Annotated in this window: 20 protein-coding genes and 2 pseudogenes; 14 read left to right on the top strand and 8 right to left on the bottom strand. The window is 73.4% G+C overall.

From position 1 onward, the window contains the following. Positions 1-65 precede the first annotated feature (65 nt). A complete protein-coding gene (locus tag AB0469_RS29385) occupies positions 66-1,292 on the bottom strand; it encodes a saccharopine dehydrogenase C-terminal domain-containing protein (RefSeq protein WP_366454467.1) in 1,227 nt (408 codons plus the stop codon). Between the two features lie 111 nt (positions 1,293-1,403). Here AB0469_RS29385 and AB0469_RS29380 point away from each other — a divergent pair, with 111 nt between their 5' ends. Then, entirely contained in the window at positions 1,404-2,114 is a 711-nt protein-coding gene (locus AB0469_RS29380; protein ID WP_366454466.1) for a TetR/AcrR family transcriptional regulator, read from the top strand. Positions 2,115-2,295: 181 nt separating this feature from the next. Further along, positions 2,296-3,888, top strand: a complete 1,593-nt coding sequence (locus tag AB0469_RS29375) for an APC family permease (protein ID WP_366454465.1) — start codon at positions 2,296-2,298, stop codon at positions 3,886-3,888. A gap of 163 nt (positions 3,889-4,051) precedes the next feature. Here the strand turns inward: AB0469_RS29375 and AB0469_RS29370 are convergent, their stop codons facing one another. Beyond that, positions 4,052-4,465, bottom strand: a complete 414-nt coding sequence (locus tag AB0469_RS29370; protein ID WP_366454464.1) for a DUF4345 domain-containing protein — start codon at positions 4,463-4,465, stop codon at positions 4,052-4,054. 90 nt (positions 4,466-4,555) lie between these two features. Here AB0469_RS29370 and AB0469_RS29365 point away from each other — a divergent pair, with 90 nt between their 5' ends. Further along, a complete protein-coding gene (locus AB0469_RS29365; RefSeq protein ID WP_366454463.1) occupies positions 4,556-5,200 on the top strand; it encodes a TetR/AcrR family transcriptional regulator in 645 nt (214 codons plus the stop codon). Between the two features lie 60 nt (positions 5,201-5,260). Here the strand turns inward: AB0469_RS29365 and AB0469_RS29360 are convergent, their stop codons facing one another. Together AB0469_RS29360 and AB0469_RS29355 are read right to left on the bottom strand one after the other, a co-directional pair. Beyond that, a complete protein-coding gene (locus tag AB0469_RS29360) occupies positions 5,261-5,815 on the bottom strand; it encodes a hypothetical protein (RefSeq protein ID WP_366454462.1) in 555 nt (184 codons plus the stop codon). Next, complete coding sequence (locus AB0469_RS29355; RefSeq protein WP_366454461.1) at positions 5,812-6,186, bottom strand: PadR family transcriptional regulator; 375 nt, start codon at positions 6,184-6,186, stop codon at positions 5,812-5,814. The genes AB0469_RS29360 and AB0469_RS29355 overlap by 4 nt, the downstream gene beginning before the upstream one ends. A gap of 119 nt (positions 6,187-6,305) precedes the next feature. Between AB0469_RS29355 and arr the strand changes: the two genes are divergently transcribed. The 3 genes from arr (at position 6,306) to AB0469_RS29340 (ending at position 9,685) form a co-directional block, all read left to right on the top strand. Then, positions 6,306-6,716, top strand: a complete 411-nt coding sequence (gene arr, locus AB0469_RS29350) for an NAD(+)--rifampin ADP-ribosyltransferase (RefSeq protein WP_366454460.1) — start codon at positions 6,306-6,308, stop codon at positions 6,714-6,716. Between the two features lie 37 nt (positions 6,717-6,753). Then, a complete protein-coding gene (locus tag AB0469_RS29345; RefSeq protein WP_366454459.1) occupies positions 6,754-9,249 on the top strand; it encodes an MFS transporter in 2,496 nt (831 codons plus the stop codon). Between the two features lie 151 nt (positions 9,250-9,400). After that, positions 9,401-9,685 (top strand): hypothetical protein, encoded by a 285-nt coding sequence (locus tag AB0469_RS29340; protein ID WP_366454458.1) that lies wholly within the window; start codon positions 9,401-9,403, stop codon positions 9,683-9,685. Positions 9,686-9,785: 100 nt separating this feature from the next. Here AB0469_RS29340 and AB0469_RS29335 read toward each other — a convergent pair whose 3' ends face one another. Next, positions 9,786-10,703 carry a MerR family transcriptional regulator gene (locus AB0469_RS29335; protein WP_366454457.1) on the bottom strand — a complete coding sequence of 306 codons (918 nt, stop codon included), beginning with the start codon at positions 10,701-10,703 and terminating at the stop codon, positions 9,786-9,788. Positions 10,704-10,837: 134 nt separating this feature from the next. Between AB0469_RS29335 and AB0469_RS29330 the strand changes: the two genes are divergently transcribed. Both AB0469_RS29330 and AB0469_RS29325 read left to right on the top strand, forming a co-directional pair. Continuing rightward, positions 10,838-12,538, top strand: a complete 1,701-nt coding sequence (locus AB0469_RS29330) for a carboxylesterase family protein (RefSeq protein WP_366454456.1) — start codon at positions 10,838-10,840, stop codon at positions 12,536-12,538. Positions 12,539-12,798: 260 nt separating this feature from the next. After that, a complete protein-coding gene (locus AB0469_RS29325) occupies positions 12,799-14,691 on the top strand; it encodes an alkyl sulfatase dimerization domain-containing protein (RefSeq protein ID WP_366454455.1) in 1,893 nt (630 codons plus the stop codon). A gap of 161 nt (positions 14,692-14,852) precedes the next feature. Here AB0469_RS29325 and AB0469_RS29320 read toward each other — a convergent pair. Together AB0469_RS29320 and AB0469_RS29315 are read right to left on the bottom strand one after the other, a co-directional pair. Next, positions 14,853-15,823 (bottom strand): annotated as a pseudogene (locus AB0469_RS29320) (alpha/beta hydrolase). Between the two features lie 497 nt (positions 15,824-16,320). Next, complete coding sequence (locus AB0469_RS29315; protein WP_366454454.1) at positions 16,321-16,821, bottom strand: carboxymuconolactone decarboxylase family protein; 501 nt, start codon at positions 16,819-16,821, stop codon at positions 16,321-16,323. A 98-nt stretch (positions 16,822-16,919) separates the two neighbouring features. Here AB0469_RS29315 and AB0469_RS29310 point away from each other — a divergent pair, with 98 nt between their 5' ends. The 6 genes and pseudogenes from AB0469_RS29310 (at position 16,920) to AB0469_RS29285 (ending at position 21,351) form a co-directional block, all read left to right on the top strand. Continuing rightward, positions 16,920-17,861, top strand: coding sequence for a pirin family protein (locus tag AB0469_RS29310; protein WP_366454453.1), 942 nt, complete (start codon positions 16,920-16,922; stop codon positions 17,859-17,861). Positions 17,862-17,887: 26 nt separating this feature from the next. Continuing rightward, the gene (locus AB0469_RS29305) at positions 17,888-18,232 is read left to right on the top strand and encodes a GNAT family N-acetyltransferase (protein ID WP_366454452.1); all 345 of its coding nucleotides are present in this window, start codon (positions 17,888-17,890) and stop codon (positions 18,230-18,232) included. A gap of 562 nt (positions 18,233-18,794) precedes the next feature. Beyond that, on the top strand, positions 18,795-19,679 hold the full coding sequence (locus tag AB0469_RS29300; protein ID WP_366454451.1) for an SDR family NAD(P)-dependent oxidoreductase: 885 nt from the start codon (positions 18,795-18,797) through the stop codon (positions 19,677-19,679). Between the two features lie 248 nt (positions 19,680-19,927). After that, on the top strand, positions 19,928-20,425 hold the full coding sequence (locus tag AB0469_RS29295; RefSeq protein WP_366454450.1) for a hypothetical protein: 498 nt from the start codon (positions 19,928-19,930) through the stop codon (positions 20,423-20,425). Positions 20,426-20,475: 50 nt separating this feature from the next. After that, positions 20,476-20,571, top strand: a pseudogene (locus tag AB0469_RS29290) (IS5/IS1182 family transposase); the annotation flags it as partial. Between the two features lie 198 nt (positions 20,572-20,769). Beyond that, positions 20,770-21,351 carry a TetR/AcrR family transcriptional regulator gene (locus AB0469_RS29285; protein ID WP_366454449.1) on the top strand — a complete coding sequence of 194 codons (582 nt, stop codon included), beginning with the start codon at positions 20,770-20,772 and terminating at the stop codon, positions 21,349-21,351. 144 nt (positions 21,352-21,495) lie between these two features. On the opposite strand, the gene AB0469_RS29280 is transcribed toward AB0469_RS29285, so the two are convergent. Further along, positions 21,496-22,257 (bottom strand): DUF6193 family natural product biosynthesis protein, encoded by a 762-nt coding sequence (locus AB0469_RS29280; protein WP_366454448.1) that lies wholly within the window; start codon positions 22,255-22,257, stop codon positions 21,496-21,498. Positions 22,258-22,269 lie beyond the last annotated feature (12 nt).

The raw sequence follows: 22,269 nt of genomic DNA, 5'->3' as shown, positions 1-22,269 counted from the left end.
GGTCGGCTCGGCCACCGGTGCCGGCGTTCACACGGGCCGGCTCGGGCGGCGGTGGCAGGCTTCGGTCAGCCCTGTTCCCGGATGCCCCACGGGGAGCCGTAGGCGGTCAGCAGGTCCAGGAACGGGCGGGGCGGGAGGGCCTCCGGGCCGAGTACGCCCGACTCCGCCCAGACCCCGCCGGCCATGAGTTCGAGCGCCACGACCGGGTTGACCGCGGTCTGCCACACCACGGCCTGTGAACCGTACTCGCGCATCGACCACTGGTTGTCCACCACGTGGTACAGGTACGCCTCGCGCGGCCGGCCGTCCTTGACGCCCTTCACCCAGGTTCCCGCGCAGGTCTTGCCCGACATCCGCTCGCCCAGCGTGGCCGGGTCGGGCAGGCACGCCGCCACCACGTCGCGCGGCGAGACCCGTACCGGGGTGCCGTCCGCGGCGCGGACCGTGACCGGTTCGGTCGAGTCCAGGCCCAGCGCGTGCAGGGTCTTCAGCTTGCCGATGAAGTCCTCGCCGAGGCCGTACTTGAAGGTGACCCTCCCGGCGTCCACCCAGCGCGGGACCAGCAGCACCTCCTCGTGCTCGACGTTGACGCACTCGACCGGGCCGATGCCCTCCGGGAAGTCGAACACCTCCGGCTCGCTGAACGGCTCGGTGGTGAACCATCCGCGGTCCCGCTCGTAGACCACCGGAGGGTTCAGGCACTCCTCGATCGTCGTCCAGATGTTGAAGGACGGGGCGAACTCGTGGCCCTCGACCGTCAGGTTCGCCCCGTCGCGGATGCCGATCTCCTCGATCTCGTCGAAGAGCTCGTCGGCCGCGTACCGGGCGAAGACGTCCGACAGGCCGGGCTCCACGCCCATGCCGACCAGGGCCAGCCGCCCCGACTTCTCCCAGGCGTCGGCCCGGGCGAACTGCTCGTCGCCGAGCTTGACCCCGCAGTGCGCGTAGGGCTCGCCGGAGTGCGGCCGGGACAGGGACATCGCCATGTCCACGTAGTGGCTGTCCGCAGCCAGCGCCGCCTCGAACAGCGGCATCACGAACCGCGGGTCCGTGGCGTTCAGCAGTACGTCGCACCGCTCCTCGGTGAGGAGCGCGGCCACCGCCGCCTGGTCCGAGGCGTCGACGCGGCGCGCGTGGAAGCGGCCGCCGGCCTCGCCGAGCGCGGCCACGGCGGCCTCGGCGCGGGCCAGGTCGTAGTCGGCGACCACGAAGCGGTCGAAGAAGTCCCGGCGGGCCGCGATCCGGGTGATCGCGGTACCGACGCCGCCGGCGCCCACTAGCAGAACACGCATGACGAAACCCTCTCTCGGTGAGGCCGGCGGAGATCCGCGCCTCATGGGAGGGATGAAAGCCGGGGCCGCAAGATAAGGTCAATGGTGTTGGCATAAGGAGGAAGGTTCCCGATGGCGAAGCCCGTGGTCCCCGAGGAAGCCCGCCGGCGGCGGCGCCCCACCCGGCAGGGTGTCGTCCTGTCCGAGCGGCTGATCGTCGAGACCGCCCTGCGCATGCTGCGCGAGCACGGCAGCGCCGGCCTGTCCGCCCGCCGGCTCGGCGCGGCCCTCGGCGCGGATCCCAGCACCCTCTACCGGTACTTCGACGGCATGGACGGCCTCACCCTCGCCATCGGCGAGGAGCTCATCGGCCGGGCCCTAGACGGCTGGGCGGTCACCGGCCAGTGGCGCCACGACCTGCGCGAACTCGGGCTGCGCATCCACGGTGCCTACCTGTCGCACCCGCAGGCCGCCGTACTGACCGCCGGCCGCGTGACCGGCCGGCCCCGCGAGATCGCCGCCGACGAGGCCGTCCTCGGCATCCTGCGCACCGCGGGCTTCCCCGACCCCGAGGCGGTCCTGATCTACCACGCCTTCATCGACCAGAGCCTGGCCTTCGCAGCCCTCGACGCCGGCGCCCTCGCCCTGTCCGAGCCCTCCCGGACCTCCGACGAGGGGCAGTGGGAGTCCACCTACGCCCGGCTGCCGGCCGACGAGTACCCGCACATCAACGCGACCAGGCGGCTGCTCGCCGCCCGCATGAACCACAGCGCCTACCCGGTCGCCCTGGACATGCTGCTCGCCAGTGCGGAGTCACGGCTCCAGGGCCTGCGGGCCGGCTGACCGGGCCGACCGGGCCGACCGGGCCGACCGGGCCGACCGCCGGGAACCTGCGCGGGTCGCTTATGCCAACACCATTGACCCTTCCCCGTCCGCGCGGGTTTCCTCTTCGCAGTTCACGCCCTGTTCACACCGCGCCCACCACGGCGCGGCCCGCACACCGCACTCCGTACAGCGAGGGACGATGGCCGCAGACACCCCGCCGGAAACCACTCCCCGAACCGCCACGGCCACCGCCGCGCCCGTAGTACCGGGCGGCACGACCGTCGTAGCAGCGCCGACCGGCACGGCGGGCCCGCGCGGGAGCGGCACACCGACGGCACAGATCCCGGCCGGCGGCCTCAAGCCGGACGCGATCGGCTTCCTCGACGCCCTCGCCATCGGCCTCAACGCCACCTCGCCCGCCTACTCGCTGGCCGCCGTCATCGGACCCGTCGTCGCCCTGGTCGGCGTACACGCCCCCGGAGTGATGCTCGCGTCCTTCGTTCCCATGCTGCTGATCGCCTCCGCCTTCCACTTCCTCAACCGGGCCGATCCCGACTGCGGTACGACCTTCTCCTGGGTCACCCGCGCCCTGGGCCCCACCACCGGATGGCTGGGCGGCTGGGCCATCGCCATGACCGGAGTGCTCGTCGTCGGCTCGCTCGCGGACGTCGCCGTCGGCTTCGGCCTGCTCGCCGTCGGGGCCGACGGCCTGGCCGCGAACGCCCTGGTCCGCGAGGTCCTCACCGTCCTGCTGATCCTCCTCATGTCCTGGCTCTGCGTACGCGGTACCGAGGTGTCGGCCCGCTTCCAGAACGTGCTCGTGCTGCTCCAGGTCCTCTGCCTCGTCGTGTTCGCGGGCGTCGCCGTGTACCGCGTGTACGCCGGTACGGGATCCCTGGACGCCGTCCGCCCGGCCGCCGGCTGGCTCAACCCCTTCGGGGCCGGCGGCTCCGCGCTCACCGGCGGCCTGCTGCTCGGCGTCTTCGCGTACTGGGGCTGGGAATCCGCCGTCAACCTGACCGAGGAGACCAAGGACTCCGCCAACGCCCCCGGCCGGGCCGGCATCTGGTCGACGGTGGTGCTGCTGGCGACCTACCTGGCCGTGGCCTTCGCGGTCGTCGCCTACGCCGGTACCGCGTACCTCGCCGGACGGGCCGACACGGAGGAGGCCGTCTTCGCAGCGCTGGCCCGTGAGGTGCTCGGCGGCTGGGACTGGATCCTGCTCCTCGCCGTCGCCACCTCCGCGCTCGCCTCGACCCAGACGACCATCATCCCGGCCTCCCGCACCGCGCTGTCCATGGCCCGCCGCAGGGCGCTGCCCGACGCATTCGCCCACATAGACGCCCGCCGTGGCACACCGACCACCAGCACCTGGTGGGTCACCGGCACGGCGGTCGTCTGGTACGTCGTCCTCCACCGGATCAGCGAGAACGCCCTCGCGGACTCCCTGACCGCCCTGTCGCTGCTCATCGCCTTCTACTACGCCCTCACCGGAATCGCCTGCGCCGTCTGGTACCGCCGCCGGCTGATGCGGGGCCCGGGCCCCTTCCTGCTGCTCGGCGCGGGCCCGCTGCTCGGTTCGGCCCTGCTGATCTGGCTGCTGGTCGAATCGGTCGCCGACATGGCCGATCCGGGCAACGCCTCCAGTTCGACGGCCTGGTTCGGGTTGGGCGCGCCGCTGGTCATCGCGCTCTTCCTGGCCGGCGCGGGAGTGGTGCTGATGCTGCTGCGCCGTGCCGCGTCCGGGGTTTTCTGGCGCGAACGCCCCGGCGTGGCCCCCGAGGCGCCGTAGGCCCCCTGCGCGCGCCGGCCGCGCCGCCGAGGAGGACGCAAGTGTCGACCAGGGCCCGCGCTGTGCTGCACAGCGCAGCGCGGGCCCTGGTCTCGCCGGTCAGTGCTCCTACGACTCGGTTCGAGAGCGCCCGGGCCGACGGCCCGGGCGGGTGCGCACGCGTTCACCGCCCCGGGGACACGGCCTCCGCGTCGCTGCGCAGGGCGCGCTCCTCGGCGTCGGCGAGCCAGAAGAAGACGGGTGGCAGGCCGAGCTCGATCACGGCCAGCGCGATCTGGAACCAGTGCGGCCAGCCGTGCACGGCGAGCGAGAGCAGCCGGCCCAGGCCGCCCAGCAGGAAGACGCCGGCCAGCCATCGCACCGCCCGGGCCGGCACCGGGCGCTGCCGTGCGGCCCAGAGCCAGGCCAGCCCGTAGCCGGCGAAGGCGGCGCCCATGAACCGGCCCCAGCTGTCGACCGTCGCGCCGGCGGAACCGGCGCCGGGGATCGCCGCGTTGCCGAGTGCCACATGGGACAGGCCGATCAGCACACAGCTCCAACCCATCAGCTCCGTGAGTGTGCGCAGAACCCTGGCCATGGTCCCTCCAAGCCGCCTCGGCGGAGCTTAGTTGACAGACGTCTACTAGCATCGGGGCACTGGTAGACCCGTGTCAACTAAGCTGCGTCCGTGCCTCCCCGCCAGCGACTCACCCCCGCCGACCGCCGCGCCCACCTCCTCACCGTCGGCGCACGGCTCTTCGCCGCCCACCCCTACGCCGACGTGCTCATGGAGGAGGTCGCCGAAGAGGCCGGTGTCTCCAGGGCCTTGCTCTACCGCCACTTCCCCAGCAAGCAGGCCCTCTTCGCGGCCGTCTACCAGCAGGCGGCGGACCAGCTGCTCGTCGAGACACGGCTCGACCCCGCCGACTCCCTGGTGGAACAGCTGATCCAGGGCATGGACGTCCACCTCGACTACTTCGTGGCGAACCGCAACGCCGTCCTCGCGGCGAACCGGGTCCTCGCGGGCGACCCGGTGATCCAGACGATCATGACGAACGAGCTGGACGCACTCCGTGCGCGGCTGCTGGCCGTCCTGCCCCTCGCGGACGAGAACACGCGCGAGGCCGTGTCCGGGGTCCTGAAGAGCTGGCTGGTCTTCGTCCAGGTCCTCTGCGTCGACTGGCTCGCCCACGAGACGTGCACCCGCGTCCAGCTGCGCGACGTCTGCATCGGCGCGGTTCTCGGCGCCCTCCGCCCCCTGCTCCCTCACGACCCCGCCCCCGACTGGCCGCCCCGAGGACCGGGTGCGGGCGCCTCGGGCACTGCCCCGTAAGGCAACGGCTGCGCCGGGATGGTGTACGGGGCGGCCGGTGGCCGGGTTGCCGTGGAGCCGTTACCGGGCCGCCCTCTTGGCCCGGGCATCCGCGAGGACGAACGGGACGCCGGGGGCGAGGAGTGCCGCGCCGGCCCAGAGCGGCACGGTGAGCAGGGGGTCGTCGCCTGCGAAGTGCCGGGTGAGGAGGAGGACGGGCAGGCCGACCAGGAGTGCGACGGCCCAGCTGCGACGCATGCCCAGGCTGCCCCGGCGCAGCTCCCACACGACCGTGGCCGTCGCTATGGCGGCGAAGTAGGTGATGCGGTCGGCGGTCACGGCCATTTCGGTGGTGCGGTGCAGGAGGAGGGTGAGCAGGACGAGGGCTCCGGTGGCGAACGAGGCCATCGCCACCATGCGCAGCGCCCGGCGGGGAAGCGGGGTCCGGGCCTGCGCCCAGGCGGCGGCGAAGGCTTTGACGTCGTCGCCGACGACGTCCTGGGGGGTGCGTCCGGCGTGTGCGGCGTCCTCCAGGTGTGCGGCGAGCTCGTCGAGCATGTCGTGCATCGAGGCCTCGTCCACGCCCCGGTAGGCCCAGTTGCTGCGGCAGGCCGCCAGTACCTCTTCAGTGGTCATGGTGCGTCGTTCTCCGTGGGTTCGGTGGCGGTGAGGATCCGGCCGACCTGTCCGGCGAAGGCCTGCCAGCCCGTGCGACCGGCGGTCAGCTCGGCGCGGCCGGCTTCGGTCAGGCGGTAGTACTTACGCGGGGCGCCCCCGGCCGGGGACGGCGCGCGGAAGCTCGTGACCAGCCCGGCCCGCTCCATGCGCGCGAGCAGCGGGTAGATGCTGCCGTCGCTGACCGGCTCCAGTCCGCTCTCGGCCAGTCCCTGCCCGAACTCGAAGCCGTAGCGGGGCCGTTCGGCGATCAGCGCCAGGAGGCAGAGGTCGAGCACACCGCGCAGGAGCTGGCTGCGCCGCGGGTCGCCCGGGAGCGGATCGACTGTCATGCGGCACAAGATAGAGGTTGACTGTCTTGCGTCGCAAGACAGTGCGGGCCGGCCGGGGGTGGTGCGGCGCGGGCGGGACGGCCCGGGGTCACGGCAGCCGGGTTTGCTAGCCTGCGATGATGGACGAGGTGTTGGACGACGGACCGTTCTTCCACGGCACGAAGGCCGAGTTGCAGGTCGGAGATCACCTCACGGCGGGATTCCGTTCCAACTACCGGCCCGACGTGGTGATGAACCACATCTACTTCACCGCATTGCGCGACGGCGCGGGACTCGCCGCCGAACTCGCCTCCGGTGAAGGGGCACCGCGCGTGTACGTCGTCGAACCGACCGGGACCTTCGAGAACGATCCCAACGTCACCGACAGGAAGTTCCCCGGCAATCCCACCCGCTCCTATCGCAGCAGGGATCCGCTGCTGATCGTCGGCGAGGTCACCGACTGGGCGCGGCAGACCCCCGAGGCCCTCCGGACGTGGCGAGAGCGGCTGGCCGCGATCCGTCTCGACGAGCGCGCCGAAATCATCAACTAGGAGTCGTCCACCCGGACTGTTGGCATACTTCGTGCCCGTGGACCAGTTGATCGCAGCAGACCCGACCCACATCGGCCCGTACCGTCTGATCGCCCGGCTGGGTGAGGGCGGCATGGGCCTGGTCTATCTGGGCCGCTCCGAGGGCGGGCGCACCGTCGCGGTGAAGGTCGTGCAGGCCGAGCACGCCGGGCACCCCGAGTTCCGCAGGCGCTTCGCCCGCGAGGTGGCCGCCGCCCGGCGGGTGGGCGGGGACTGGACGGCAGCGGTGCTCGACGCCGACCCCGAGGCCGCCGTGCCGTGGGTGGCGACGCAGTACATCCCCGGGCCGGACCTGCGCACCGTCGTCGCCGAGGACTTCGGGCCGCTGCCCGGGTACTCGGTGCACACCCTCGCCAACCGGCTCGCCGTCGCCCTGCGGGCCGTGCACGAGGCGGGCCTGATCCACCGTGACCTGAAGCCGTCCAACGTGCTCATCACCATCGACGGCCCCCGCGTCATCGACTTCGGGATCGCTCGGGCGATGGACACCCTCACCGCGGACAGCCTGCACACCCGCACCGGCATGCTCATCGGATCCCCCGGCTTCATGTCCCCGGAGCAGGTCCGCGGCCGCGAACTCACTCCCGCCAGCGATGTCTTCTGCCTCGGTGCCGTCCTCGTGTACGCCTCCACCGGTCGGCTCCTGTTCGGCGCCGCCGACTCCGGACTGAACGCCCACCTCTTCCGGGTCGCCGAGGAGGAACCCGACCTCACCGGCGTTCCGGAGCCGCTGACCGGCCTCGTACGGGCCTGCCTGGAGAAGGACCCGGCCGCCCGGCCGACCCCCCGGGAGGTCGCCGACCGCACGGCGGTCGAACACGCCGGGGAGTGGCTGCCGGGCACGGTGCTGGCACAACTCGGCCGCCGGGCCGCCAGGTTGCTGGACTGGGCCCCCGAGACACCCGCCGCGGAACCCTCCGCGCGGCCGGACCCCCGCATCCCGTCCGTGCCGCGCCAGCACCAGCCGGCAGCCGCTCCGCCGCCCCCGTACGCGCCGACCGCCCCGGCCACGCCCGTGGCCGGCGAGCGGTCCGCGCCCGCGCAGGGCTTCGGGCCGCCCCCGGCCGCCCTCCCCGACCCGTCGGCCCCGCACCCCCGGCGCTGGTGGGGCCTGGGGGTGATCGCCCTGGCGCAGCTGCTGGTCCTGCTCGACGTGATGGGATTCGGCTTCGCCCTGCCGACCGTCCAGGCCGATCTCGGCCTCGCCGACGGCGGATCGACCCCGGTCACCGCCTACACGGTCGCCTTCGCCGTGCTGCTGCTCCCCGGCGGGTACCTCTGCGACCTCGTGGGCGCCAAGCGGGCCCTGATCACCGGCCTGGCCGGCTTCGCGCTGGCCTCCGCGCTCTGCGGGTCGGCCGGCGACCCCGGCCTGCTCATCGCGGCGCGAGCCCTCCAGGGCGCGTTCGCCGCCCTGCTGACGCCCTCCGCACTGTCCCTGGTGTCGACCGGTTTCACCGACCCGAGGGAACGCGCCCGGGCCTTCGGGATCTACGGGGCGGTCGCGGCCGGCGGCGGGGCGGTCGGCCTGCTCACCGGCGGCTGGCTCGCGGAGCTGGCGTCCTGGCGCATGTCGCAGTACGCCTCCGTCCCCCTCGCGGCGCTCGCGCTGACCGGCGCGGCCACCCTGCTGCCGGGCCGTGCCCCCGGCGACGGCGCCCGCCCCGACCGGCTCGGCGTGCTGCTCGGCTCCGCCGGACTCGCCGCCCTGGTCTACGGCACGGACGAGGCGGGGCGGTCCGGCTGGACCACTCCCCTGGCTCCGGGTCTCGTCGCGGTGGGCGTCCTCCTGCTCGCGGCCTTCCTGTGGCGGCGGACCACGACGGCGGGCGCCCCGCCGGCCGGGCACCCCGGCGGGCGGCACGACCGCCTCGGCTGCGCCCTTGCGATGGTCCTGACCGGCGCCGGGTTCCTGGTGCTGCTCCCCACGCTCGGCGTCTACATGCAGTACGTCCTCGGCACCGCCCCGGGCACGACCGGGGTGATGATCCTGCCGCTGGCCGCCGCAGCCGTCGTCGCCGCCACGCAGGTCTCGGCCCGCCTCCAGGACCGCGTCGCGCCCCGCGTGCTGATCGTGTCGGGCCTGGTCACCGCCGCCGCCGGGATGCTGGTCCTGGCCGGCGTCGACTCCGGCAGCGCGTACGGGCCCCGTGTGGTGCCCGGCATGCTCCTCGCCGGATTCGGCGGCGGTCTGGCCTTCGGGCCGCTCTTCGCCACCGCCACCTCGGGCGTCGCCCCGCAGCGCTCCGGCGCGGCCGCGGCGGTCGTCGTGATGGCCCAGCAGGTGGGCGAGGCGCTCGGTGCGGCACTGCTCGTGGCCCACATCAGCGCCCGGCTGGCCGCTTCGTCGGAGGAGACCCGGTCCGAGCAGCTGATGCACGGCTACAGCGACACCCTCTGGTGGGCGTGCGGCTCCCTGCTGCTGGCGGCACTGGCCGCCGGCCTGCTGATCAAGGCTCGGGAGCCCAGGGCGTCCGGCGTCACCACCCCCTGACCGACGCCGGGTCGGCCGCAGGCGCGCAGGCACGGCGCCCGTCTGCCGGACCGGCGTTCTTCGACGGCTTGGGCGATCACTGGGTGCGGGTCCCATCCTGCGCGCTCCACCCCGAGGAGGCGGGCAGATCCGGGCCGGCTGGCATCCGGGCATGAGACGGGACCAACCACCCAGGCCGGTCGCCGTCGGCGACGTCGTCGCCGTGTACTCCGAGGCAGTCGATGCCTGGACCGCCTCGCAGGTGATCGGGCACGCCTTCGGGGCCGCGTTCAACATGCTGGACAGCCGCTCATGTTTCATCGAGACCGTGGAACGCGAGGAGCTGTTCGATGCCCTCGACCACGTGGCGGACGAGGCGCAGACGGCAACCGGCCGCGACCTGACCGCCGCACGCGCGGCGCTGGTCGAAGCCGTGAATTCCGTCCGCGACCGGTGACCCCTGCTCCACCACGCCGGAGCCGGCGTGGTCCGCCGATCCCGCCGGCCGTCGGCATCGCCGCCGTGGTGTTCGACCCGGGGACCGGGGTGACGCAGCACTACCGGGCCGAGTCGGCCAGCGACTTCGACAGCCCTTCGGTCAGCCACTGGTGCGCCACCGTCATGTTCAGCCCCCGGCCGCCGGTGACCGTGTCGACGAGGGACCAGTAGCGTTCCAGGCGGGGATCGAACCCCGAGGAGCGCGACGCCAGGCCGTGCAGGAAGACGCGGAAGGCGGGCGTGTCGAGCTCACGTCGGGCCCGTGCGTGCGCGGACACGAACGCGTCGACCGCCGCCCCGGCGTGGGGCGGCCGCCCCTGGAACACCGCGGCGGCCGTCAGGGCGGCGGCTTCGTCCAGCTCGGCGTAGAGCGCCGGGGCGCTGCGCATCTCCTCCTCGTGGTCCTGCGTCCAGCGGGTGAAGCCGGGCGTGGAGACGAGCAGGTGGAGTTCGGCGTAGGCCAGCGCGGTGTCCGGTCCGGGGTCGTGCGGCGGCTCCGGGGAGAGCATGTGGACCATGCTCTCCAGGCGGTGCCGGGGCATGGTCCCGGACAGTTCGCGGAACCAGTGGTCGGTGAGGGCGCGGTGCGCCTGCGGGAGCCGCTGCACCCGGGAGAGGATCTCCAGGCGGTGCAGCCGCTCCGCGCTCGGGCAGTCGTCCAGGGCCTTGAGCGTGGCCTGCCGCCAGCGCAGCCCGACGAGTCGTTCCTGCACCGCCTCCAGCTCGGTCTCCACCAGCTCGTGCAGGGAGCACTCTCCCGTCACGACCCGTGTGACGGTCGCGATCGGCGTGTCCAGCGCCCGCAGCCTGCGTATGAGCCGGATCCGCTCCCACGCCTCGGGTCCGTAGCGGCGGTGTCCGCCCGTGCTCCGGCCGGCGACGGGCAGCAGACCGCTGTCGGAGTAGTAGCGGAGGGTCTTCACGGGGACGCCCGTACCCTCGGCGAGTTCACCGATGCTCCACGTGGTCTGCGTCACAGCCCCTTGAACCTCCAGCGCGCGGGAGGTCCTAGCGTAAGCCGCAACCGAGCCCGGCCGTCCGCCCGTTGGCCGCCGGACCGGGCCCCTGCGGCACATGCCGCTCCTCCTGCGACCACGAACGGCGGATACCCATGTCTGCGACCACTGCGACAACGCCACCAGGGAGCCGACGCCGCGGAGGCGGACTGCTCACGGCACTCGCCGCCCTGCTCTGCGCCCTCGCGAGCCCCGTCACCACGACGGCCGCCCCGGCCGCCGCCCTTGCGGCGGCGGACCGGAGCGGTCCCGTCGTCCGGACCGATCACGGGCCGGTGCGCGGCGCGGCCCACGGCTCGTACGCCACCTTCGACGGCGTGCCCTACGCCGCTCCGCCCGTCGGCCGGCTGCGCTGGCGGCCCCCCGCACCCGCCGCCGCGTGGCAGGGCGTACGCGACGCGACGACGACGGCCCCGCGCTGCGTGCAGATGCCGGCACCGGGTACGGCCGCGGGCGCGGTGTCCGGGTCGGAGGACTGCCTCTACCTCAACGTCACGATGCCGACGCCCGCGCGGCCCGCGGCCGGACGGCCCGTGCTGGTGTGGCTGCACGGCGGTGCCTTCCTGGGCGGTTCCGGCAGTGACTACGACGCCCAGCGGCTCGCGGTCCGGGGCGGAGCCGTCGTCGTCACCGTCAACTACCGGCTGGGCGTCTTCGGCTACTTCGGACACCCCGGCCTGGGCGCGGCCCCGCCGTTCGGCCTGGCGGACCAGCAGGCCGCCCTGCGCTGGGTGCGCGCCAACGCCGAGCGCTTCGGCGGCGCCCCGGACCGGGTCACGCTGGTCGGCGAGTCCGCAGGGGCCCTCGGCATCTGTGCGCACCTCACCTCGCCGACCGCGGCGGGGCTCTTCCAGCGGGCCGTGCTCCAGAGCGGTTCCTGCTCCATGTCCTTCCCCCGCGGCGCCCTCGGGCCCGGTTCACCGGCGTACGAGCCCTTCGCCGCGCAGCGCGACGTCCAGTCGGCCGGTGTGCAGGCGGCCCGCCGGCTGGGCTGCACGGCGGAGCGTGACGAGGAGGTGGTGGCCTGTCTGCGCGGACAGGGCACGGACCGCCTCGCCACCGCCGAGCTGATGCAGTCCTTCAACCGGCCCGCGTACGGGAACGCGCTGCTGCCCATGGCGCCGCAGGAGGCGCTGGAGGCGGGGCGCTTCCACCGGGTTCCGCTGCTCCAGGGAACCAACCGGGACGAGATGCGCCTGTTCGTCGGCCTGTCCCTGGCCGCCTTCCCGATCCGCACCGAGGACGAGTACCGCGCCCGTCTGACGGACGCCTTCGGGAGCACGGCCGCGGCCGTCGAGGCGCAGTACCCCGCGGCGGGCCACCCGACGCCCGCGCTGGCCTGGGCCGCGCTGCTCACGGACCGGTCGCTGACGTGCACCACGCTGGCGGCCGGCCGGACCATCGCCGCCCACGCGCCGGGCCTGCCCCTCCACGGCTACGAGTTCGGCGCGCCGCAGCCGCCCGTACCCGCCGGCCTGCCGCAGGACCCGGGCTTCCCCTACGGTGCGGCGCACGGCTTCGAGCTGCCGTTCCTGTTCTCCTCCGTGGCGACGGAGCGGCCCCTGGACGAGGCCGAGCGCGTCCTGTCCGACCGGATGGTGGACTACTGGACGGCCTTCGCGCGCACCGGAAGCCCGGACGTCCCCGGCGCCCCGCCCTGGCCCGCGCTGCGCTCCGCGGGGCCCCGCGACCAGCCGGTGCAGTCACTGGCCGCCGGACCGGGCGGGATCCGCCCCGTCGACGCGGACTCCGCACATCACTGCCCGTTCTGGGACGGCGTCGGCCGGGCCGGCTGATCCGAGGCCATCAGCCACGCCCGGGCAGCGACCACCCGGGGCCGGTGCCGTCCCCGTGGTGAACCGATGGCGATCACCACCGGGAGCCTCGCGTTCGTGCCCGCCCCGGGGTCCGTCGCCGGTGTGCCGGCATCGGCCCCGGCCGCCGGGTGCCGTCATCCGATCGGGCTGTCCGGATGGTGGACGCGGACGCGGCTGGGGAGAGTGGTCGGGTACGGCCACGGCACGGGGCGGGGACGGCGGAAGGAACGCGCGGACCGATGCACGACGATCAGCAGCGGGGTGCGGAGCCTGCCATCGCCCGGATCAACGCGGCGATCGCGGAGCGGTTCCCGTTCGACGACCGGCAGGACTTCGAGGACGCCGCCCGGGGTTTCGTCGGCGCCATGGAGGACGGATGTGTCCGCGACGCCGGCGGAACCGTGGTGTGGGACGCGGGCGCCTACGCCTTCCTCGACGCGGACTGCCCGGACACGGTCAACCCGAGCCTGTGGCGGCAGTCCCGGCTGGTGTCCAGGCACGGCCTGTTCGAGGTCACCGACGGCATCTACCAGATCCGCGGCCTCGACCTGTCCAACATGACGGTCGTCGAGGGCGAGCGCGGGGTGCTGGTGATCGACCCCCTCATCTCCGCCGAGACCGCGGCCGCGGCCCTCGCCCTCTACCGCGCCCACCGGGGCGACCGGCCGGTGACCGGGGTGCTCTACACCCACAGCCACGCCGACCACTTCGGCGGAGTACGCGGCGTCCTCAGCGACACCGCCGTCGCCGCGGGTGTGCCGGTGATCGCCCCCGAGGGCTTCATGCACCACGCGGCGAGCGAGAACGTCCACGCCGGAACGGCCATGAGCCGCCGCGCGGCCTACATGTACGGCGCCGCACTGCCCAAGGGGCCCCGGGGGCAAGTCGGCGCCGGCCTCGGCCAGACGACCTCGACCGGTTCCGTGGGCCTGGTCCCACCCACCCTGACGGTGACGGAGACGGGGCGGACGGAGACCGTGGACGGCATCCGCATGGTCTTCCAGCTGACCCCGGGCACCGAGGCCCCGGCGGAGCTGAACGTCCACTTCCCCGACCGGTCCGCACTGTGCCTGGCCGAGAACGCCACCCACAACCTGCACAACCTGCTGACCCTGCGCGGGGCCCAGGTCCGGGACCCGCGGATCTGGGCGCGCTACCTGGCCGAGGCCGCCGACCTGTTCCTGGAGGGCACGGAGGTCTCGTTCGCCTCCCACCACTGGCCCACCTGGGGTCGTGAGCGCATCGGCCGGTACCTGGCCGAGCAGCACGACCTCTACGCCTACATCCACGACCAGACCCTGCGTCTGCTCAACCAGGGCCTCACCCCGCTGGAGATCGCCGAACGCATCCGGATGCCCCCTGCGCTGGAACGCACCTGGCACACCCACGGCTACTACGGCTCACTGAGCCACAACACCAAGGCCGTCTACCAGCGGTACCTGGGCTGGTTCGACGGAAACCCCGCCCACCTGTGGGAGCATCCCCCGGCCGAGGCCGCCCGGCGCTACGTCGCGTTCATGGGCGGCCCGCAGAGGGTCCTGGAGCAGGCGCGGTCCTCCTTCGCCGAGGGCGACTACCGGTGGGTGGCCCAGGTGGTCAACCACCTGGTCTTCGCGGACCCCGGCAACGCCGAGGCCCGTACCCTGCAGGCGGACGCCCTGGAGCAGCTCGGCTACGGCAGCGAGAACGGCACCTGGAGGAACTTCTTCCTGATGGGAGCCCACGAACTGCGCCACGGCAGCGTCGGCACGCCGGCCTCCAGCGCCTCCCCGGACCTGATCGCGGCACTCACCCTCGACCAGCTCTTCGACTCCCTGGCCATCCGCGTCGACGCGCCTGCCTGCTGGGACGAGACCATCACCATCCGCTGGAGCCTCGACGACGGCCGGCGGATCACCCAGCGCCTGCGCAACGGCGTACTCAGCCACACCTCCGGCGCGAGTACGGCCGCCGGCCGGCCGGACCTGGAGATCGCGCTCAGCGAGGCCGACCTGCGGGCGGTGCTCCTCGGAGCGGTTCCGGGGGCCGACATCGCCCGGCACGCCCGTGTCAGCGGCGATCCCGCCAAGCTGACCCGGCTCCTGGACGCCCTCGACGGCCCGGACCCCGACTTCGCCGTCGTCACCCCCTGACCGGCCGCATCCTCCGCGGGCGGACGAATCGGCTCGCGCGGCTCCGTCCGCCCGCCGGGACAGGGACCGCCGCGCCGCCGCACCGGCGCCCTTCGCCCGCGCCGGCGTCGCGCCGACCGCCGCGGTCCCGACGTTCGTGCCGGTGTCGGTGGGACCGCCGCTCAGCGCCCGTGCAGCGCGGTGCGCAGCGAGTCGGCCGCCAGGGTGATCGCGGCTCGGGCGGCCTGGGTCCCGCGCAGGGCGTTGAGCATGACGAAGTCGTGGATGGCGCCCTGGAAGCGGACGGCGGTGACGGGCACGCCGGCCCGGCGCAGCTTGTTCGCGTAGGCCTCGCCCTCGTCGCGCAGGACGTCGGCCTCGGCGGTGATCACCAGGGCGGGCGGCAGGCCGGTGAGCTGTTCGGTGGTGGCGCGCAGCGGTGAGGCGGTGATCTCGGCGCGTTCGGCCTCGTCGGTCGTGTACTGGTCCCAGAACCACTGCATGGCGTCGCGGCGCAGGAAGTAGCCCTCGGCGAACCGGTGGTAGGAGCCGGTGTCGAAGTGCGCGTCGGTGACGGGGTAGAAGAGCACCTGCTGGACGAGCGGCAGCCCGCCGCGCTCCTTGGCGAGCAGGGTCAGGGCGGCGCTCATGTTCCCGCCCACCGAGTCGCCCGCGACCGCGATGCGGGAGGCGTCGAGGTCGTGCGCGGCTCCCTCCTCGACGGCCCAGCGGGCGACCGTCCAGCACTGCTCCAGGGCGACGGGGTAGCGGTGCTCGGGCGAGCGGTCGTACTCGGGGAAGACGACGGCCGCCCCGGCCCCGACGGCGAGTTCGCGCACGAGGCGGTCGTGGGTGTGGGCGTTGCCGAAGACCCAGCCCGCGCCGTGGATGTAGACGATGACGGGGAGCGGTCCGGTCGCGCCCTCGGGCCGTACGATGCGGGCGCACACGGACCCGGTCGGCCCTCCTTCGACGGTCACCCACTCCTCGTCCACGGCAGGCTTGTCGACGGGCCCGTCCTGGACTTCGTCGACGGCCTTGCGGCCTTCGGCGGGCGGGAGCTGGAAGAGGTAGGGGGCTTGGCGGTGGCCTCGGCGAAGGCGGCGGCCGCCGGTTCCAGGACGGGGAGGTCGGGCTGGGTGGTCTCGGACACGGGGATCTCCCTCTCGGGTGCGCTGACGGGACGTCGGCCCGACCATAGGCCCCGGCGGCCGTGCGGAGTTGCCTGCGCGTGCACCGCCACCCGCCCCGGAGCGCACGGTGCTGCTCCGGACGGACGCATGCGCTCTCGGAACGGTGCCGGTGCACCGTCGGGAAATCCGGTGCCCGTCCGTCGGCCTAGTGTGACGGCGGAACGGCCCGAAGGCCGTCCGTCCACCACGCAGGAGGTTTCCGGAAGGTGTGCACGATGCCGGACGAGGGGCCGGTCCCCCGCACCACCGAGAACGCGGCGGGTCTCGTCGTCCGGAATGCGAAGGTCCCCACGGGCGACCCGGGTCGTCGACGCGCTCGGCCGACGGATGCCGTCCGTGCCGACCGGGCTCCTCGGCGCCCTCCGCGGAGCCGCCCGCCTCGCCGTCGGGCTTTCGCTCGTCCCGGGCGTGGCGCTGACGCCCCTCACCGCGGGCTCGGGGAGAGCCCGTAGCGGGGTCAGCGGGCGGGCGTGTCCCGTACCGGGTGCTTGCTGAGGATCGAGACCCGGTTGAAGGCGTTGATCGTGATCGCCACCCAGATCACGGCCGAGATCCGGTCGTCGTCCAGCACCTCGCGCGCCCGTGCGTACGCCCGCTCCTGGGCGAGGGCGTCGGCGGGGTGCGTGGTGGCCTCGGCGAGAGCGAGGGCCGCGCGCTCGGGGGCCGAGAAGAGGTCGGTGTCCCGCCAGGCCGCGAGCACGCCCAGGCGCCGGGTGGTCTCCCCGGCGCGCAGGGCGGCGCGGGTGTGGACGTCGAGGCAGAAGGCGCAGCCGTTGAGCTGGGAGACCCGCAGGTTGACCAGCTCGACCAGGATCCGGTCGAGGCCGGCCTCGGCGGCCGTCGCGCGGACGGTGTCAGCGGTCTTGACCAGCGCCTGGTACGCGGCGGGGTTCTGCTTGTCGAGGTAGATCCGGCCGCTGGTCCGGTGGGCTTCCGTGGTCTGCGCCGTCTCGGTCATGGTGGGCTCCTTCGCCTGTTGTCCCGGGTCGTCTTCGCGACTATGATCATCGATAGTTGTTGAAAACGAAACTATTTTGCTGCGAGAGGGGCCGGGAGATGGATCACACGGAGGCCGGGGTCGGGGTCGGGGTCGAGGTCCTCACCGCCCGCGACGTCCCGCTGGGCGGCCCACGGGCGATGACCGTACGACGCACCCTGCCACAGCGGGCCCGGACGCTCATCGGGGCCTGGTGCTTCGCCGACCACTACGGCCCCGACCGGGTCGCCGACTCCGGCGGCATGGACGTGGCACCCCACCCGCACACCGGACTCCAGACCGTCAGCTGGCTGTTCAGCGGGGAGATCGAGCACCGCGACAGCCTGGGCACCCACGCCTTCGTGCGACCCGGCGAGATCAACCTCATGACCGGGGGCCACGGCATCAGCCACACCGAGGTCTCCACCCCCGCCACCACCGTGCTCCACGGCGTCCAGCTCTGGGTGGCCCTCCCCGGCGAACACCGCCACGCGCCCCGCGCGTTCCAGCACCACGCACCCGTTCCGGTCCGCGTCGACGGCGCGGAACTGCGGGTCTTCCTCGGCACCCTCGCCGGCGACACCTCCCCCGTCCGCACCTTCACCCCGCTCCTCGGCTCCGAGGTCCTGATCGACGCCGGCGCCTCCCTCACCCTGGACGTCGACCCGGACTTCGAACACGGGCTGCTCGTCGACACCGGCGCCGTCCGCTTCGAGGGCACCCCCCTGCGCCCCGCGGAACTCGGCTACGCCGCGCCCGGGCGTTCCGCCCTCACCCTCGTCAACGACTCCGACCGCCCGGCCCGCACGGTCCTGCTGGGCGGCCCGCCCTTCGAGGAGGAGATCGTGATGTGGTGGAACTTCATCGGCCGCAGCCACCAGGACATCGCCGAGGCGCGGGAGGAGTGGGAACGGGCCTCCGACCGCTTCGGCAGCGTCGACGGCCACCCCGGCGGCCGGCTCCCGGCCCCCGCCCTGCCCAACGCCGTGATCACCCCCCGCAAGAACCCCTCCCACCGCTGAACACCGCACCGAAAGGCCGCCCCGCCATGAGCGACCAGACCGCCGCCACCCCCGTCGTCCGCCGCGTCGACGCCCGCCACCGCTACGAGATCCTCGTCGACGGCGAACACGCCGGCCTCACCGCCTACCGCGACCGCGAGGACCAGCGGGTCTTCTTCCACACCGAGATCGACGACGCCCACTCCGGCCAGGGACTCGCCGCGATCCTCGTCGCGCAGGCCCTGACCGACGTCCGCGCCTGCGGGATGCGGATCGTGCCCGTCTGCCCGTACGTGGCCAAGTTCCTCACCAGGCACCAGGAGTTCGCGGACATCACCGACCCCGTCACCCCCGAGGTCCTCACCTGGCTCGACGCCCGACTGGGGCGCTGACTCCCTGGCGGGAGAGCCCGTACGGTTGCGCGGGGCGCGGCGTGATCATGAGGAGTACGCGTGACCGCGGTCAGCCCTGAGCACTCCACCGTCCCCGCCCACACCGGCGAGGCGACCCTGCCGACAGCCCGCCGGGGCGACCCCGGCCACGAGGCCGACTTCGAGGCGTGGGCGAAGGGCATCCCGGAGAGCGCCGCGGCCTTCACCGGCCACCCGCGATACGGGCTCTTCCGCCCGCCCCTCCGGCGGGGATGCCCCCTGGTTCCTCGTCCACCGGTTCCGCGACGCGGAGGCCCGCCGCGCCTGGCAGGAGTCACCCGAGCGGGCGGCCTGGTTCGCCGGCTGCCGGGGACACCACCCCACCGAGATCGCCCGGCGCACGCCGACCGGCACGGAAGCCCGGTTCGCGGCCGTCCTGCGATCCGCGCGCTCCCTGTGCACCCACCACCCCTCACGATCCCCGTGCGGCACCAGGCGAAGCGGATAGGTCATCCGGACACGTGATACCGTCGCCGAACGAAGCGGATAGATAATCCGCATCATCATCGGGGGTGGACGTCTCATGAAGAGGGCAGCCGTGGTCACGGCCGGAACCGCCGGAATCGGCCTGGAGACGGCCCTGGGGCTGGCCGCCGCCGGGTTCGCGGTCACGGTGGTCGGACGCGATGCCGGCCGGGGCGCCCGGGCGGTCGAGCGGATCGCCGCGACGGGCCCGTCCCACCCCGCCCGCTTCCTGTCCGCCGACCTGGCCTCGCTCGACGCCGTCCGCGCCCTCGCGGGCCGGATCGCCTCCGACCACGCCGCCTCGGGCGAACCGCTCGGCGTCCTGGTCAACAACGTCGGGGCGATGTTCCCGGAGCGGCGCGACCTGGGCGGCGTCGAGGCGTCGTTCGTCGTCAACCACCTCTCCCCGTACCTGCTGACCGAACTCCTGCTGCCCACACTGACCGCCGGTGCGCCGAGCAGGATCGTGAACGTGACCTCGGGTGCGGTAGGGGTCGCCAGGCGGGCGTTCGACGCCGTCGAGCCGCCCGGCGGCTACTACGGCTTCCACTGGTACGGGCGCGCCAAACTCGCCAACCTCGTCTACACGCTGGACCTGGCCGCACGGCTCGGCGGCACGGGTGTCTCGGTATTCGCCGCTGACCCGGGGGGCGCCGCGACCGACATGACCGCCGGCACCCTGACCGACCCGAAGATCGTCTCGCCCGCCCTGCGACTGCTGTGGCCGCTGGTGCGCCGAAAGTTCGCACGTTCCACCTCGGGTCCGGCGTCCGTGGCGGCCAGGCCGTCGATCGCCGCCGCCACCGACGAGGCGCTGACCGGCCGGACCGGCGTCGTCATCGGTTCCCGGGCCCTTCCGGTGCCCCCGTTCCGCCACGCGTCCGACCGCCGCACGGCCGAAGCCGTACGCCTGCTGAGCGAACGGTACGCACCCCTCAGGTAGCCGTTGTCGTACCGAGGGGTGCGCTTCGTGGTCGAACGAGGGTTCCCGGTCGGGTGGTCTTCCGGTGGCACGCGCATGAAGGCAGGGCCTCCTGCGCCTGACTTTGGTCCGACCGGCTGGATGTGCCGGTGGTTCGCGCCCGGGTGCTCCGTGCGGCGGCGGAGTCGAGGTTATGAAGGAAATCGAGCGGAATCGGATGGAAGTTCGCCATCCGGTCCTTCCCGAACATCGACCTCAGGAGTCGCATGATGCGCCCCATCAGAGCGGCCTGCCTCGGCACGGCCTCGCTGGTCACCCTGCTCGCCTGCACCCCCGTCGCGGCCGCCGCGACGGACACCGGTTCCGCCCAGGCCAGCGGCAAAGCCCGGATCATCACAGTCCAGGCCGAGGTGCAGCAGCTGACCCGCTTCCCCGTCACCCCCGGCAGCGTCTCGCAGGGCGATCAAGTCGTCGTCCGCTCGGACCTCTTCGACAAGGCGCACCACAAGGTCGGCGAGTCCCACGGCACCTGCACCACCACCCGGGGCGGCGCCGATGAAGCGGAGCAGTGCGTCGTGACCTACACCCTCCCGGGCGGTCAGCTCACCGTGCAGGGAATGTACTTCAACTACCTCGACCAGGGTCCCTTCGACAACGCGGTCACGGGCGGCACCGGGGAGTACGAGAAGGCTCGCGGCTCGGTCCACTCCGACACGATCGCCACGACCCCCAAGGTCGTGAGGCGCTTCACGATCCACCTCGTCTGAACGACCCCGACGTCCAACTGCGCACCAACGGCATGAGCGGATGCGTGGTGCTTCCGCGCAGGCGGGTGGTGGAGAGGACGCCGAGTCGGCTGCTGCCCTCGCGGCGCCTTGCCCGGGACTACGAGACCCGGCAGCCCGCCTCGGCGTGAACACCCCGGGACGCTCCTCGGCCGGCCGGCCCCGCTCCACCAGCCGCTTCACCTTCGACCGCACCCCCTCGGCCTTCGCGCCGCCCGGCGCCGTGCCGCAGCCGACAGACGTGACGGAAGGCACCCCGACCCGCCGCGCAGGCCCCGCCCACGGAGTCGGACCATCCGGATGAGTCATCCGGATACCATGTGCCCATGACGACGCCACTGCGCAAGGACGCGGCCCGCAACTGGGAGCGGATCGTCGCCGTCGCCCGCGCCCTGGTCGACGAGGGGACGCCGCTGCAGCTCAACGACGTCGCCCGCCGCTCCGGACTGGGCGTCGGCACCGTCTACCGGCACTTCGCCACCCCCGAAGCACTCCTGGAGACCGTGGCGACCCCCGGCCTGGAAGCCCTGATCGCCCACGGCGAGCGGGCACTGGCCGACGCGGACGGTTGGCGCGCCCTGGAGGAGTTCCTGACCCGCACCGTCGAAGCCCAGGTCACCGACGCCTCCCTGGCACCCGTCACCGCCGCACCCGCGAACGCACTGCCCCGGACCGCGGAACTCACTCGGTCCTTGTGGTCCACCGGCACCGCGCTCCTCGACCGCGCCCGCGCCGCCGGGGCGGTCCGCCCCGAGCTGACCCCGGCCGACCTGGTCCCGCTCATGTGCGGCATCGCCCACGCCGTACACGTCCACGGCGACGCCACCCCCGCCGCACGGGTCGACACCGCGCACCGCTACCTCACCACGCTGCTCGAAGGCCTGCGCACCACACCACCGACCGCGTAGGGAGCCCGCGCCGGAACTGCGCGCCGCGACTCCGCTGCGGTGCAGAGCCGTTGCCGTCGAACGCACGGAGCAGGAGGGGAACGTGGACCGGCCCCGGCCCCGCCCCGCTCGACGCCGGCGTCGTCGAAGGCCACGTCAGCCGGATCATCGGGTGGAGGGCGAGTCGTCAAGGTCTTCGGCGGTGCCCGCAACCGCCGGCCCGCAGTTGTCGGGCAGAAGGCCGACGACCAAGGCGACGGCGTCGTCAGGGGTGCCGACTTCTCCGATGTCCGCCGGTCCGTCGGGGGACCGGGTGTGCCACCAGGTCACCCGGTAGCTCCCGTTCGCGGGGGTGATCACCGGGATGTCGTGGGTGTAGGGGAATCCGGTGCAGCGGCTGAAGTTCAGCGTGAGGTGGCTGTGGAAGGGAAACAGAGCCCGCAGCCGTGGCCGGGCGTATGCAGCCTCGATGAGTTCGTGGTCGACGTGCCGTGCTGCGGTGTGCCGGTACCTCGTCCACTGGGCCTCGACGGCGTCACCGCGCTCGTGGGCCTCGGCGAGCGGACCGTGGCCGACGAACGGGCATGCAGACTTCAGGCGTGCCAAGGTGGTGCCGGACTGCCAAGCGCCGATCGCCGACACGACGGCGTCCAGGCTGGTCGTCGTGCCTCTGGCCATCATGACGCCGCGTTCCCGGAAGTTCACGATGAACGCGCGCTCTGCGGTACCGAGGAGGACGTTGGTCGTCCGGCTGTCACCATCCACTCGGGCTCCGCAGCGCCACCAGCCCGGAGCGCGCTCCGGGAGCACGTCCAGCCCATGTCCAGCTTGGTGGACGGCTGTCTGCAGGATGCTCTGGAGTGTTTCGCTCCGGCCGAGTTCGGGATAGAGGCGGGCCAGGTCCTCCGCGGCGAGGTCAGGCGTCACGATTCCCCCTTT

Origin of the sequence: Streptomyces sp. NPDC093801, from assembly GCF_040701585.1 — a bacterium.
In the GTDB taxonomy this organism is placed as follows: domain Bacteria; phylum Actinomycetota; class Actinomycetes; order Streptomycetales; family Streptomycetaceae; genus Streptomyces.
The sequence above is the reverse complement of the archived record's forward strand: the minus strand, read 5'-3'. Positions and strand labels throughout refer to the sequence as shown.